Source organism: Pseudomonas sp. Bout1, from assembly GCF_034314165.1.
Taxonomy (GTDB): Bacteria; Pseudomonadota; Gammaproteobacteria; order Pseudomonadales; family Pseudomonadaceae; genus Aquipseudomonas.
The window spans coordinates 6,262,620-6,277,216 of record NZ_JAVIWK010000001.1 but is presented as its reverse complement, the minus strand read 5'-3'; the positions used below and the strand labels follow the sequence as shown (position 1 = coordinate 6,277,216).

The 14,597-nt window shown below is 63.7% G+C and carries 12 protein-coding genes; 3 read left to right on the top strand and 9 right to left on the bottom strand.

All coding sequences use genetic code 11. The annotated features are described in order from the left end of the window. Nucleotides 1–101 precede the first annotated feature (101 nt). A complete protein-coding gene (locus RGV33_RS29070) occupies nucleotides 102–2,216 on the top strand; it encodes a mechanosensitive ion channel family protein (RefSeq protein WP_322147781.1) in 2,115 nt (704 codons plus the stop codon). Nucleotides 2,217–2,352: 136 nt separating this feature from the next. Here RGV33_RS29070 and RGV33_RS29065 read toward each other — a convergent pair whose 3' ends face one another. After that, entirely contained in the window at nucleotides 2,353–6,633 is a 4,281-nt protein-coding gene (locus tag RGV33_RS29065; RefSeq protein WP_322147779.1) for a DEAD/DEAH box helicase, read from the bottom strand. Nucleotides 6,634–6,833: 200 nt separating this feature from the next. On the opposite strand from RGV33_RS29065, the gene RGV33_RS29060 reads away from it, so the two are divergent. Then, nucleotides 6,834–7,718, top strand: coding sequence for a sugar nucleotide-binding protein (locus RGV33_RS29060; RefSeq protein WP_322147777.1), 885 nt, complete (start codon nucleotides 6,834–6,836; stop codon nucleotides 7,716–7,718). A 169-nt stretch (nucleotides 7,719–7,887) separates the two neighbouring features. Here RGV33_RS29060 and RGV33_RS29055 read toward each other — a convergent pair whose 3' ends face one another. From RGV33_RS29055 to RGV33_RS29035, 5 genes are all read right to left on the bottom strand, one after another. Next, nucleotides 7,888–8,586, bottom strand: coding sequence for an OmpW/AlkL family protein (locus RGV33_RS29055; RefSeq protein WP_322147775.1), 699 nt, complete (start codon nucleotides 8,584–8,586; stop codon nucleotides 7,888–7,890). A 96-nt stretch (nucleotides 8,587–8,682) separates the two neighbouring features. Further along, complete coding sequence (locus RGV33_RS29050) at nucleotides 8,683–9,204, bottom strand: DUF3299 domain-containing protein (RefSeq protein ID WP_322147773.1); 522 nt, start codon at nucleotides 9,202–9,204, stop codon at nucleotides 8,683–8,685. An 11-nt stretch (nucleotides 9,205–9,215) separates the two neighbouring features. Then, nucleotides 9,216–10,481, bottom strand: a complete 1,266-nt coding sequence (locus tag RGV33_RS29045; RefSeq protein WP_322147772.1) for an ABC transporter permease — start codon at nucleotides 10,479–10,481, stop codon at nucleotides 9,216–9,218. A 1-nt stretch (nucleotide 10,482) separates the two neighbouring features. Further along, on the bottom strand, nucleotides 10,483–11,193 hold the full coding sequence (locus RGV33_RS29040; protein WP_322147771.1) for an ABC transporter ATP-binding protein: 711 nt from the start codon (nucleotides 11,191–11,193) through the stop codon (nucleotides 10,483–10,485). A 147-nt stretch (nucleotides 11,194–11,340) separates the two neighbouring features. Further along, entirely contained in the window at nucleotides 11,341–11,952 is a 612-nt protein-coding gene (locus RGV33_RS29035) for a DUF2796 domain-containing protein (protein WP_322147770.1), read from the bottom strand. Between the two features lie 135 nt (nucleotides 11,953–12,087). Here RGV33_RS29035 and RGV33_RS29030 point away from each other — a divergent pair, with 135 nt between their 5' ends. Further along, nucleotides 12,088–12,435 (top strand): hypothetical protein, encoded by a 348-nt coding sequence (locus RGV33_RS29030; RefSeq protein ID WP_322147769.1) that lies wholly within the window; start codon nucleotides 12,088–12,090, stop codon nucleotides 12,433–12,435. Nucleotides 12,436–12,438: 3 nt separating this feature from the next. Here RGV33_RS29030 and trxA read toward each other — a convergent pair whose 3' ends face one another. The 3 genes from trxA to RGV33_RS29015 form a co-directional block, all read right to left on the bottom strand. After that, on the bottom strand, nucleotides 12,439–13,311 hold the full coding sequence (gene trxA, locus RGV33_RS29025) for a thioredoxin (RefSeq protein WP_322147768.1): 873 nt from the start codon (nucleotides 13,309–13,311) through the stop codon (nucleotides 12,439–12,441). A gap of 167 nt (nucleotides 13,312–13,478) precedes the next feature. Beyond that, complete coding sequence (locus tag RGV33_RS29020) at nucleotides 13,479–14,135, bottom strand: class I SAM-dependent methyltransferase (protein ID WP_322147767.1); 657 nt, start codon at nucleotides 14,133–14,135, stop codon at nucleotides 13,479–13,481. Next, entirely contained in the window at nucleotides 14,132–14,590 is a 459-nt protein-coding gene (locus RGV33_RS29015) for a YbaY family lipoprotein (RefSeq protein ID WP_322147766.1), read from the bottom strand. Before RGV33_RS29015 ends, RGV33_RS29020 begins: the two co-directional genes overlap by 4 nt. Nucleotides 14,591–14,597: the final 7 nt, after the last annotated feature.

Here is a 14,597-nt window from a genome sequence, read left to right as displayed (position 1 = left end):
ATTTGATATTTGCCTGGCACGCACGGATCGATGGGCGGGGGGAACGATCAGCCGCCAAACCCGTCAGTTCCTTACAGACCCTTCTGAAGGAGCCCGGTGTTTTGTTGAATTTAAAGACTGTGCTACTGCTCGGCACGCTGCTGTTCTGCGCCAATGGCGCGCTGCAAGCGGCCACCGCCCCCGCGGCTCCAGCGCCTGCCGCCCCGGCCAAGCCGGAGCTGCTGGTGGAAGGCGGCCTGCTCGGCGCCATCAGCTCCAGCATCGATGGTGTGCAAGACAAACTAGACCTCAACCAGAACCTGATCGACGCCTGGCGCCTGCGGGCCGATCGGGCGGCAGACGAGGTGGACAAACTGGTCAACCAGCCGTCCGAACGTTCCTCATGGAGCGTGGCCGGGGACTTCCTGGTGTTGTCCGGGGTGTGGATCGGCGCCTTCGCCGTGCTGACCCTGCTTGGGCAGTTTATCGTCAGGCGCCTGAGCCAGCAGCGGCATATCGCACCGCGCCAGCGCCTTCAGGCATTGCTGGGCTACCTGATTCCCTACACCATTCCTGCCCTGATCTGCCTGCCGTTAACGCTTTACGTCAGCCACTTCCTGCCCACCTCGGTGGGCCGCGCGCTGGCGCTGTGTTTTGCCTACGCCACCAGCAGCGGCATTTTTTCCACCTCGATCCTGCTGTGCGTCATTGTCATGTTCAACGTCGGCCACAAGCGCCCGGCCGTGCGGATTATTCGTGACTACTGCCCCAAGCCGCTGTTCCTGATCGGCTTCCTCGCCGCCCTCAGCGATGCCCTGACCAGCCCGCAGATCGCCCGCCAATTGGGGGGCAATATCACCGCCAGCGTGGCGATTTTCACCGGGCTGTTTGCCTCGGTGATTTTCGGCATGCTGGTGATTCGCCTGCGTCGTCCGGTGGCGCATTTGATCCGCAACCGGCCCCTGGCCCAACGCTTGAAACATCCGGCGGTGCAGCAATCACTGCGGGTGTTTTCCGGCCTGTGGTATTGGCCGATTCTGCTGATGGTGCTGGTGTCGGCGATCAACCTGATCGGCGCCGGCGACGACAGCCAGAAAGCCCTGCGCTGCGCGTTGTTCACCACGATCCTGCTGATCGGTACGGTGTTCCTCAGCACTGTATTGCAGCACCTGTTCCAGTCCCGCAGCACAGTGGCGGTGCAGCGCAGCAGCGCCTACAAGGAGCGGTTCCTTAGCCTGCTGCACGCGCTGTTGCGCATCGTGATGGCCATCGCCTTTATCGAAATCCTTGGGCGGATCTGGGGCGTGTCGTTGTTTGAATTTGCCCAGCGCAACTCGGTGGGCCGGGCCATCAGTGATTCCCTGAGCAGCATTGGTTTGATCCTGCTGGTGACCTGGCTGTTCTGGGTGGTACTCGACACGGCGATTCAGGAAGCCCTGAAACCGCCGGTCAACAAACGCTCCAGCCGCCAGCCCAGCACGCGGGTAAAAACCATCCTGCCGTTGCTGCGCAACGCGGTGAAAATCATCCTGGTGGTGATCTGCGCGATCACCACCATGGCCAATCTGGGGATCAACGTCGCACCGCTGCTGGCGGGTGCCGGGGTAGTCGGCCTGGCGATTGGCTTTGGTTCTCAGCAACTGGTGCAGGACGTGATCACCGGCCTGTTCATCATCATCGAAGACACCCTGTCGATCGGCGATTGGGTGGTGCTCGACTCCGGCCACGCCGGCACCGTCGAAGGCCTGACCATCCGTACCCTGCGCCTGCGCGACGGCAAGGGGTTTGTGCATTCGGTGCCGTTCGGGCAGATCAAGGCGGTTACCAACCAATCGCGGCAATTTGCCTATGCGTTCTTCTCAGTGCAGTTCACCTATGACACCGACGTCGACAAGGCCGTGGAATTGATCCGCGAGGCGGGGCAGTCGATCCGTGATGACGTGTTCCTCAAGTACAACCTGCAAGGGCCGCTGGAGGTGTTTGGTGTCGACAAGATGGACCTTAACGGCGTGGTGCTGACGGCGCAGTTCCGGACGGTGTCGGGCGGGCAATATGCGGTGAGTCGCGCGTTTAACCAGCGGCTGAAAAAGCTTGTGGATAACTGCGCCTTTGTTCACTTCGCGCAAACTTATCCACAGCAGGTGATGCTGCCGCAGCGGGTCGGGCAGCAGGTGGATGAGCCGGAAGAAGAGGCGCCTTCGTCGGTGGTGCTGACGGAGCAGCCCAGAACCCAATAGCCCAGACCACCTGAACCCCGTAGCAGCTGTCGAGCCCAAGCGAGGCTGCGTTGGCAGCAACACCAAAACTCAGCCTGGCGCTGAATCGAGTCGCGCCCCACGCAGCCTCGCTTGGGCTCGACAGCTGCTACGGGGCTCAGTGTCTGATCAGTTTTTCCCGCACCAACCCGGCCTCCTGCTGATCCAGCTCCAACAACACCTGTTGCTTGCCGGCAATCTCTACTGCCGCCGGCACGCCATCCCGATACACCAGCCGGTTGCCGCTCAACGCCGGCACCTTGGTGCCCGGCAACAGTGTGCCCACCAGGTTCAGCGGGTCGGCGCCGCACACCGCAATCAAGCTTCCATCGTGGGGCCTGCGCCGCACTTCCCGCAGCAATGGAATCGCTTCCGGCAATGCAAACTGTTCCCCCGCCAAACCACTCACAAACCGCCCGCCGCGAATCTCGCCCCGGGCTTCCAGCCGATGGAACGTGCGCAGCAGTTCCCGCCAACTGGGCAACCAGTCCGCCTCACGCTCCAGCAAGCGCCAGAACACCACCCCGTAGCGGCGCAGCAAGGTCATCGCCACATGCTCCAGCGTTTCGGCCGAGTGCGCCGCCGGGCGTGTGCCGTCTGCCACCGGCGCACGCCTGACCAGCGCCCAACGCCCGGCATCGTCCATCCCGCCGATAAACGCACCACGCCCACGCCGGCTGCTGCGGGCCTGGCGTTTGCTCGCCGGCGTGGTCAGGGCGCGCAGGCCGGCGAAGCTGTCGGCGTTCGCCAGCCCGGCGCCCACCAGTTCCTGCAAGGCGGTTTCCAGTTCGCTGCGCAACAGGTGGGCTTCGTGGATCAACTCATCGAAAAACAGCGCGCCGTTGTCCCGCAGTGCTTGATGGACTTTCTGCGCCTTGGGCGATAGCTCAGTGCTGTCAGGCGCCTCGGTCAGTCCGCTCCACAAGGGCACCTGGCTGCGGGGCAACAGCACCACCGGCGTGCTGCGCAAGGCCGTTGCGCCAGCCTTGTTGCTCAGGCGTGTCCACACCACCTTGCCGCTGCGGCACAAGTCGTCCAGCCAGCTCGGCGAGTAATCCTTGATCCGTGCGCTGAGCAAATCACTGTCCCAGGCCGACGTGGCCGCGGCGTACCCTTCAAACTGCGCGATGATCTGCGGCAACACCGCACTGCCCTGGCCGCGAGTGCCGTCCGACAGGTGTTGCCAGTCAAACAGAAACCGCATGAAATCCTGCAATGCCACCGGCTCGATTTCCCGACGCAGGCGCTTGACCGTGTAGCGGTGAATACGCGCCAGCAGGTGACGTTCGCACCATTGTTCTTCGCTGACGCCAGGGCTGAAACGGCCGCGCAGCACGTAGCCTTCGCTTTCCAGCCGCGCGAGTGCCTGTGACACCTCGGCCACCGGCAAAGCCAATGGTGCGGCGATCTCGATCAACGTCAGCGGGCCAAAGCCGCTCAGGCGCGCCCGCAGCACTTCCACCAGCGCTTCGTCGAACGTCCAGGGCTGATCGAAACCGGGCAGCAGCGGCAGGTCATTCGGGTAGATCGCCTTTAAACAACTCAAGCGTTCCACGGCCACCCAAATGGCCTGGTCGCTACCGATCTGCAAGCGGTTGGCGCGACCGCCTTCGGCTAAGGCTTGCAGCCATTGCGCCCACTGCGGCGTGACCTCGGATTGGGCGATGCACGCCAAGCTCATCAACGCTTCATGCATTTCGTCCAGGCCATTCGGCGCCGGCCAGGCTTCCTCACACACACCGGCGATCGCTTCGGCATCCAGTGCGCCGAGGTCGTCGGTGCTTTGCGGGTCGCTCCAGCGCCGGTTGAGCACGGCCTGGGTGCGGCGCTCTTCCAGCGGCGCGTCATCGAGAAAGGTGTAGGGGCGGGCGCTGAGAATCTCCGCCGCCAGTGGCGAGGGCGCCGGCAGGTCGCGGCTGATCAGGCGGATTTCACCGCGCTCCATGCGCCGCAACAGGGCCAGCCAGCCTTCGCTGTCCATGGCCTCGTGCAGGCAATCGTCGAGGGTTTGTTCCACCAGCGGATGCTCGGGCACTTCGCGCTCGCCTGCGAGGTTTTCCAGGCAGGCGATCTGGTCGGGGAATACGCTGGCGATCAGGTCTTCACTCTTCATGCGCTGGATCTGCGGCGCCACTTTGCGCCCGCCGGTGTAACGCGGCAGCGCCAGGGCCACCCCGGCATTCCAGCGCCAGCGCACACCGAACAGCGGCGCATCCAGCACCGCCTGGATCAGGATGTGCTCGGCGGTGTTGCTGTTCAGGTAGCGCCACACCTCGTCCAGCTCAAAGCTGTGGCTGGTGGACAGCGACAATACGATCGCGTCCTCGCTGGCGGCGGCTTGCAGTTCGAAGTTGAAGGTGCGGCAAAAACGCTTGCGCAATGCCAGGCCCCAGGCGCGGTTGATGCGACTGCCGAACGGCGTGTGGATGATCAATTGGGTGCCGCCGGACTCGTCGAAAAACCGCTCCATGATCAACGTGTCCTGGGACGGCAACGCGCTCAATGCCAGCCGCGCCCGCGCCAGGTAATCCAGCAGTTGTTCGGCGCTGGCCAGGTTCAGGCCCAGAGTGGCGGTGAGCCAGTCGAGCGCCGGTTGCAGGTTGCCCGGCGTGGCCGCCAGCAACTCATCCACTTGCCCATGCAAACGCGCTACCGCAAACGACAATTCGGCACTGCGCCCCGGCGCTTCACCGAGCCAGAACGGAATGGTCGGCGGCTGGCCGTGGGCATCTTCGACCCGCACCTTGCCGGTTTCCACCCGCAGGATGCGGTAGGAGGTATTGCCCAGCTGGAAGATATCCCCGGCGATGCTTTCCACCGCGAAGTCTTCGTTGACGCTGCCGATGTTCAGGCTCTGCGGCTCCAGCAGCACACTGTAGTCGGCGTTGTCGGGGATGGTGCCGCCGCTGGTCACGGCGGTGAGCTTGGCGCCCCGCCGGCCGCGCAGGGTGCGGGTGATGGCGTCGCGGTGCAGGTAGGCGCTGCGGATGCCCTGGCGGCCGTTGTAGCCTTCGGCGAGCATTTGCAGCAGCGCCTGGTAGTGACGTTCGTCCAGCTTGGCATAGGGTGAGGCGCGGCGGATCAGCGTGAGCAGGGCTTGTTCCTGCCATTCCTGGCAACTGACTTCGGCGATGATCTGCTGGGCCAGCACATCCAGCGGTGCGACCGGGATCAGCAAGGTGTCCAGCTCGCCCCGGCGTACGCAGTCGAGGAGGGCGGCGCATTCGATCAGGTCGTCACGGGTGGTGGCGAACAACCGGCCCTTGGGCGTGCCGCCGACCTGGTGCCCGGAGCGTCCGACGCGTTGCAGAAAACCGTTGATCGAACCGGGTGAGCCGATCTGGCACACGAGGTCGACATCGCCGATATCAATCCCCAGCTCCAGCGACGCGGTGGCGATCAGCACTTGCAGTTCGCCGGCCTTGAGCCGGTGTTCGGCGTCCAGGCGCAGTTCCTTGGCGAGGCTGCCGTGGTGGGCGGCGACGGCGGTTTTGCCCAGACGCTCGCTCAAATGCCGGGCCAGGCGTTCGGCCAGGCGCCGGGTGTTGACGAAAATCAGCGTGGTGCGGTGTTGCCTGGCCAGGTCGGCAAGGCGGTCGTAGACCAGCTCCCACACGTCATTGGCCATGACGGCTGACAGCGGTACCGGCGGCACTTCGATATCCAGGTCCCGGGGACGCGCGTGGCCGATATCGACGATGTCGCAGGGCCGGTCGGTGCCCACCAGGAAACGTGACACCGCCGCGATGGGTTTTTGCGTGGCGGAGAGGCCGATGCGGGTCAGCGGTTCGCTGCACAAACCCTGCAAGCGCTCCAGCGTCAGGGCCAGGTGGCTGCCGCGTTTGCTGGCAGCGATGGCGTGGATTTCATCGACGATCACCGTGCGGATACTGGCGAGCATCTGTCGGCCGGAATCCGAGCCCAGCAGTACGTAGAGCGATTCCGGGGTGGTGACCAGAATGTGTGGCGGATGCTTGCGCATCAAGGCGCGGTCTTTCTGCGGCGTATCGCCGGTACGCACGGCGGTGCGGATCGCCAGCGGCGGCAGGCCCAGGCGTTGCAGGTGGTCGGTGATACCGGCCAGCGGGTTCTGCAGGTTGATCTGGATATCGTTGGACAGCGCCTTGAGCGGCGAGACGTAGACCACCAGCGTCTGGTCCGGCAGTTGGCCGCCATTGGCCAGGCCTTGGTGCACGAGGTCGTCCAGCACCGCGAGGAAGGCAGTCAGGGTCTTGCCGGAGCCGGTGGGCGCGGCGATCAGCGTAGAACGGCGCTGGCGGATCAGCGGCCACGCCTGGGCCTGGGCGGCGGTCACCGAGGGGAACGTGCTGCGAAACCAGGTGCTGACGGCGGGGTGGAAACCGTTCAAGACCGTGTTGGTTGATTCAGGAAGGTTCATGGGGCAATCCTACCTTATTGGGGCCGCTGCGCAGCCCAGCGCGGGGCAAGCCCGCTCACCACACTGCAACGGCGTACTTTATAAGTGACGGTTGCGCTACAAACCCGCAAAATGCAACGATTCTGGCAAATGCCAACGGCATGGCTCACAAGCCTGTCGATAATAACCATCGTTCCAAACAGACCGGGCCTGCTCAATTTATGCGAATGCGCCTTATGTTACTGGGCGGCGGGAATGCCCTTGGGCAGGCGCTGATTCGCCTCGGTGCGGAGGAAGACATCGGTTTCCTCGCCCCGCGTCCGCCCCAAGACGGCTGGGATGCCGCGAGTCTTACGCAACTGCTCGACGACACCCGTCCCGATGCCTTGATCAATCTCGCCTATTACTTCGACTGGTTTCAGGCGGAGACCGTCAGCGAAACGCGTCTGGCCGCCCAGGAATATGCGATCGAGCGCCTGGCCGAACTGTGCCAGCATCACAGCATCACTTTGCTGCAACCGTCCAGCTACCGGGTGTTCGATGGCTCTCGCGCCACCGCCTACAGCGAAAAAGACGAACCCGTACCCTTGGGCCTGCGAGGCCAGGCCTTGTGGCGTATCGAACAAAGCGTACGCGCCACTTGCCCGCAGCACGTGCTGTTGCGTTTTGGATGGCTGCTGGATGACAGCGTCGACGGCACCCTCGGGCGCTTCCTGGCCCGTGCCGAAAAACCTGACGAACTGCTGATGGCCGACGACCGCCGGGGCAATCCGACGCCGGTGGACGACGCCGCGCGGGTGATCATTTCGGTGCTCAAGCAACTCGATTGCGCAGCGCCGTTGTGGGGCACTTATCACTACGCCGGCCAGGAGGCGACCACGCCGCTGGCGTTGGGGCAGGCGATCCTGACCGAAGCGCGCAACTTCCACGAGCTGGCTGTGGAAGCTCCGACGGCCCAGGCCCACGCCGCCCGCCCGGATGCCGCCGATGAGCCGCAACACGCGGTGCTGGCCTGCAAGAAAATCCTCCACACCTTCGGCATCAAGCCACGGGCCTGGCGGGCCGGGTTGCCGGCGTTGCTCGACCGGTTCTACCGGCATAGCTGAGAACAACCCAACGCAAAAAGTGGAAACAGGGCTTGCGTAGGAGCTGGCTTGCCGGCGATAGCATCACCTCGGTGTAACTGATAAACCGAGTTGATTGCATCGCCGGCAAGCCAGCTCCTACACAAGCCCGGCTCCCACGTTTGGTTAGGCGGCGTTGCTTGACGCGTGTTTAGAACTTGTAGCCAATCCCCACCATGTAAACCATCGGGTCCACATCCACGTTGACCTTGGCGCGGGTGCCCTGGCCCAGTGCGTTGTTGTCCACGGTGGCCTTGGTGCTGATGTCGATGTAACGCGCCTGGGCGTTGATCATCCACTTGTCGTTGATCATGTAGTCCGCACCGATCTGCGCAGCCCAACCCCAGGAGTTCTCCGCCTTGAAGTTGCTGAAGCCGGCGTCTTGGGCGCGGCCGCCGACGTGTTCGTCGTAGATCCAGGTGTAGTTGATGCCGGCGCCGATGTACGGCTGGAATACCGACTTGCTGTCCAGCGGGTAGTACACGACGCTCAGGGTCGGCGGCAGGTGCTTGAGCGAGCCGAGCTTGCCGTTGGCTGGCGCCAGGGCGGTGTTCTTGATCTTCACGTCGTGTTCGAACGGCGTGGCCGCCAGCAGTTCGATACCCCAGTGGCTGGTGAGCATGTAGGCGAAGTTCAAGCCCAACTGGGTGTCGCTGCTCATGGTCGCCTTGCCGCCCAGATTGGTCCCGGCCAGTGGGCCCTGGTCAACCTTGACACTGCTGCTGTCCGCCTTCGGGTTGACGGTGATGGCACCGGCGCGAATCAGGATGTCGCCCGCTTCGTGAGCGTGGGCAACGGGGGCGAGGAGGGCGAGCGCGACAAGCGACGCGCCGAGCAGGGACTTGTTCATGGGAGCTCCAAAGGACGTTATTAATGGCTTGTGTCCAATGGTAAAGATCGTAACGTTCGGGCTTTTGACTCAGCTCAATGAAACTTCAATCACGGGTTATTCCTGCAACTCGTACACGTAGATCTTGTCGGCATCCATCTGGTAGCCGGCATCGGCCAGTTCGCTGCTGGATGCTTTGACCTGCATCTGGCCTTCGATCCAGTACGGTTGATACAGCTCGTCGAGCTTCACACCGACCTCGCTTTTGACGTGCACGATCTGGTTCGACGGCGGTGGCGGCACGTGGATGCAGGCGCCGAAATACGGCACCAGCAGAAACTCCGTGGTGCGGCCTTCTTCGCTGACTTCCAGCGGCACGATATAGCCCGGCAGGCGGATGTGCTTACCGTCCAGACTTTGGACGACGGGCGCGTTGGGCAGGTCCTGCTTGGCGGCCGGCGCAGACTCCACCGACAGCGCATCGGCCATGCCCGACAAGTCGTGCAGCGGCTTCATGTTAGGGATTTCCGGCGGCGCGTCCGGCGGGATCATCTCCTGCCACGACAGGTCCTTGGGCTGGTCTTCAGCCCAAGCGGGCAGGGCCACCAGCAGTAACAACGCAAGCACGACGCGACGCATCAACAGCTTCCTCATAAACGTATCGACAGGCCGTCGGCCAACGATTGTCGGTAGGCGCGCCAGGCCGGCACGCTGCCCATCAGCAGCGCGGCGAGGAGAATACCGCCGAGCAAGGTCCATTCATATTCGCTCGGCAACGACAGCGGCAAATCCAGGCCGTAATTGGCCTGCAAGTAGCCGCGAGACGCGGCGATGCACACGTACAACAGCCCGACGCCGGCAATCACGCCCGACAGCGCCAGGGCGAAGGCTTCGAAGATCAGCAGTGTCGCAATATGCCAGGGCCGCGCGCCCACCGAACGCAGGATCGCCATTTCCCGGCGGCGCTCGTTGAGGCTGGTGAGGATCGCGGTGAGCATGCCGATCAAGCCGGTCAGCACCACGAACAGCGAGATCACGAACAGCGCTTTTTCAGCCGTGCCCATCATGCTCCACAGCTCTTGCAGCGCCACGCCCGGCAGGATCGCCAGCATCGGCTCGCCACGGAATTCGTTGATTTCCCGCTGCAGGGCAAAGGTGGAAATCTTGTTGTTCAAGCCGAGCATGAACGCGGTGATGGCTTGCGGCGTCAGGTCCATGTTGCGCGCCTGGTCGGCGCTGATCCGGCCTTTGCCCTGGGCCGGTACGCCGTTGTGCCAGTCGATGTGAATCGCTTCCATGCCGCCCAGGCTGATGTGCAGCGTGCGGTCCACCGGAGTGCCGGTGCGCTTGAGAATGCCGACCACGGTGAACGGTTTGTCATCGTGCTTGACCAGGCTGACCACCGCCACGCCATGGGCCAGCACCAGCTTGTCGCCGAGTTTGTAATGCAGCGCGTCGGCCACTTCGGCGCCGAGCACCACTTCGAACGGGTCGGTGGCGAAGGCGCGACCGCTGGCCAGTTCCAGGTTCTGCCGACGGCCGTATTGGTAGTGTTCGAAATAGGAGTCGTTGGTGCCCATCACGCGGTAGCCACGGTGGGAGTCGCCGAGGGAAATCGGGATTGCCCATTTCACCTGCGGGTTGGCGGCGAAGTGCTCGTAGCTGTCCCAGCGAATATTGTTGGTGGCGTTGCCGATGCGGAACACGGAATACAGCAGCAAATTCACTGAGCCGGAGCGCGCGCCGACGATCAGGTCGGTGCCGCTGATGGTGCTGGCGAAGCTGGCGCGGGCTTCGGTGCGTACTCGTTCCACTGCCAGTAACAGGCACACCGACAGGGCGATGGCGAAGGCAGTGAGGATCGCGGTGAAGCGGCGGTTAGCCAGGCTGGCCATGGCTAGTCGAAACAAATACATCTCAAACCTCTACGGGCGTGGCGGCGCGATTGAGTTCGGCCAGCGACAGGTTGCGGTCGAACAGCGGCGCCAGGCTCTGGTCATGGCTGACGAACAACAGGCTGGCGCCTGCTTCGCGGCATTCGGCGAACAGCAGCTGAATGAAGGCTTCCCGGGCGTCGTAGTCCAGGGCCGAGGTCGGCTCGTCGGCGATTACCAGTTCTGGCTGGCCGATCAGCGCACGGGCGGCGGCCACCCGTTGCTGCTGGCCGATGGACAGGGAGTCGGCGCGGCGCTCCAGCAGGTTCTTGTCCTTGAGGCCCAGGTGGGCGAGCAAGGTCGCGGCGGCCTGGTCGACGCTGCCGTGACGCTGTACCGCGCGTTGCGCCCGCAGCTTGGAAAAGTGGCAGGGCAGCTCCACGTTCTCGCGTACCGAGAGAAATGGCAGCAGGTTGAACTGCTGGAAGATGTAGCCGGTGTGGTCGACACGAAAGCGGTCGCGGGCGCCGGCTGACAGCTCGGTCAGCTCTTGGCCCAGCAGGCGAATGCTGCCGCGGCTGGGCTTCTGCACACCGCCCAACAGGCCGAGCAGGGTGGTCTTGCCACTGCCGCTGGGGCCCTTGAGGAACAAGGTTTCGCCCGGCTCCAGGCGGAACGTCGGGATGTCCAGCAACTGGGGGTGACCGGGCCAATTGAAGCCCAGGTCAGACAGTTCGATAAGTGCTTGGGTCATAGAAAGTCAGTGGTCTGGCTCGATTTAAATGATGACACCGATCAACTGTAGGAGCTGGCTTGCCGGCGATGACATCGCCTCGGTATTTTTGAAACACTGCGGCGATGCCATCGCTGGCAAGCCAGCTCCTACAGGAGGGTCTTCATATCAGAATTTCAGGGTGGCTGCTGTGGCCGTCGCTTCCACACCCTGCTGGCCGCTCGGGCCAATGAGTTGTACCTGGATTTTCTGGGTGGCGGGGAAGGTCTTGAACACCTGGGTCAGGTCGAGGTTGCTCAACGCGGTCGGCGTGGTGCAGGTGAACTGGTAGTGAGCGTGGATTTCGCTGTGGTCGTGATGATGTTCGTGGGCGGCGGCGCCTTTGCCGTCGGTGGCGTGGTCGTCATCGTCGTCGTCATGCTCGGCTTCAGGCTTGTCGCCGAACAGCGGGCTGTTCAGTTCCTGGGTGCTGACGACGCAACCGGCGGCCTTGGGCAGGCTGAACAGCACCAAAGGCTGCTCAAGTTGCTTGCGGGCAGCGGCGACCTTGGCTTTATCGGCGGAGGTTGTAGCGAGGTGCTCGAAACCCACCAGGTTCATCGCCGGGCTGTCCAGTTCCAGTTCCAGGGCCTGGCCGTCGAGTACCGCGTTGAGGCGGCCCACGCCATGTTCGTGGGCGCCGAGGCTGCCGTGCTCGTGGTCATGGTCGTGCTCGTCGGCAGCCTGGGCGATGGCCAGTGGCAACAGGGCAAACGGCAAAGCGAGCAGCAAACGGCGCATGGTGGAGCTCCCGAACAAAGATGAAAGTTTTGTTATGTGATCTTATAACAATTTTGCGAGGAGTTTGACCGCCTGCTTGGCGTAGCGCAAGACGCGTGGGAGCATGCTCGTCAGAAAAGTGCGGGAGTGAGTGCGATGTTGAGAATTCGTGGAACCGTCGGCGATCTGCCGGTGGACTTGACCCTGGAGCTGGACGACGGCGACTGGGCCCGGCTGGGCGCGCAGTTGCAGGCCAACAAAGCACCGAGTGCCGAACCCGTGGTGGCGCCGGCCGCGGGCAACCTGGACGAGAGCCTGTGGCAGGCCGCCCAGGACTTGCTGCGCCAGGCCGGGCAACTCAACGGGCTGGAGTTGCTCGATCAACTGGAAGGCTTGGCCGGCAGCGCCTCGGCGGGCAAGCGCCTGCTGGTGCGCCTGCGCCATAGCGCCAAGGTCAAGGTGGCCAGCGGCGGGGATACGCCGCTGTACAGCTGGATCGAGTAACGATCAGTACAGTGCGGCGAACAGCTTGCGGCGGTAAACCGTGACCAGCGGATGATCGTTGCCGAGCAGTTCGAACACCTGCAGCAGCGTCTTGTGGGGCAGGCCTTCGCTGTAGCTGCGGTTGCGGGTGAACAGCTTGAGCAAGCCATCCAGCGCGGCGTCGTATTGCTGGCGCGCCAGTTGTTGCACGGCCAGTTGATACACCGCCTCGTCATCCTGCGGGTTTTGCGCCAGACGGGCTTTTAGATCGGCGGCGTCAGGCAGGTCGGCGGCCTGGCGCAGGAAAGTGATCTGCGCCTTGGCGCCGGCCAGGGCAGCCTTGTGATCATCGCTCTTGACCGCGTCGAGCACGGTTTGCGCTTCGCCCAGCTCACCGCGTTCGGCCAGGCAACGGGCGTACAGGATCAGCGCGGCGGCGTTGGTGTTGTCTTCACCCAGCAAGGTCACCAGCACGGCCTCGGCGTCGGTGATGCGGCCTTCGGCAAACAGTGCCTGGGCTTGCTCCAGGGGATCAGCCGCCGCCGGCGGCGGCATTTGCACATGCGGCTCCAGCATCGCGCGCACTGCGGATTCGGGTTGCGCACCGGCAAACCCGTCCACTGGCTGGCCGTCCTTGAACAGCACCACGGTCGGCAGGCTGCGAATGCCAAAGCGCGAGACCACGTCCGGCTCGGCGTCGCAATCGACCTTGGCCAGCAGCAACTCACCCTGATAACTCTCGGCGATCTGCGCGAGCATCGGCATCAACGCCTTGCACGGCGCGCACCACTCGGCCCAGAAATCCACCAGCACGGGTTTTTCGAAGGAATTCTGGATCACCGCCTGGTCGAAGGTGGCGGTGGTGGCGTCGAAGATGTACGGCGTGGGCTCACTCATGGGGTATCTCGAAGAAAGCAGGGGATGGGGCAACTATAAGGGTTGGTGGGGTTAGCTGAAAGCGGGGCGGTCTCAGGATCGCAATCGCAGGCAAGCCAGCTCCCACATTGACTGCATTCCAAAGGTGGAACTCGGTCAATGTGGGAGCTGGCTTGCCTGCGATGGTCTCAACGGCGCAGCGAATGGTACAGGCTCACGTTGCGAAACTCCCACGGCTCGGCCAGGTCGGGCAGTGTCAGGGCGTCGAGGATGTCCAGGCGTTGATAGTCCGGGTGCTGGAAGTCCCGGACGCGGGAATCGGCGACCAGCGCTTCGCGGCCTCGAGTCAGGAATTCATCCAGCAGCGGCAGGTTCGCCCGGTCGTACAGCACATCGGCGACCAAAATCAGGTCGAAACGGTCGGTCTCGGCGAAGAAGTCTGCTGAATAGCCCAGCGTCACGCCATTGAGTTCCGCATTCGCCCGGCAGGCTGCTAGGGCCAGCGGATCCAGGTCGCACGCCACTACTTCCAATGCTCCGGCCTTTACCGCAGCAATCCCGGCGACGCCCGAACCCGCGCCGAAATCCAGCACCCGCTTGCCCGCCACCCACTCGGGGTTGGCCGCCAAATACCGGGCCAGTGCCAAACCACTGGCCCAGCAAAAGCTCCAGTACGGCGGCTCATGCAGGATGCGTCGGGTTTCTTCGGGGCTGAAGGCGCGGTCCATGTTGTCGGCGTCCAGCAACCACAGCGACAACTCGGTGCCCGGCAGCGGGCAGGGCACCAGTTGCGCGTCGCCGATCAGTTCGCTGAGGGCGCGTTGCAGGTCCAGCGGTGGCGTCATGGCGCAGTGACGAGTTGCAGCGGCCCGGTGGTCTGGGTGATCGCCTGGGTGATGCGCACCGGCGGCAGGTGCAGGATCAACTGGCCGGACTGGCTGGCGCGACCGCGCAGTTCAACCCTTGCACCGGCCGGGAACGCTTCGGGGTTGAAGCGCAGGCGGAAGGCCAGGGGCTTGTTGTTGCCGATCAGCACGCTGCTGGCGAGCAGTTGTTGCGGGCGCGAACGGTCGTCGATCACTAACAGCGCCAGTTCGACTTCGGCGCCGGCCGGTACGCCATTCAATTGGCCGCTGACTTCACGCTGATAGGCGGGCAGCGGGCCCAGGTCTTCTTCCACACCCGGCAGTTTTTTCTCTTGTTGCGGCGCCGGAGCGGGCGATGCGGGTTTTGGGGCATGGCTGCTGCAGGCGACCAGGAAACCAAGCAACGTGAGCAAAACAAGTGGTCGTAACTGCATGTACGGC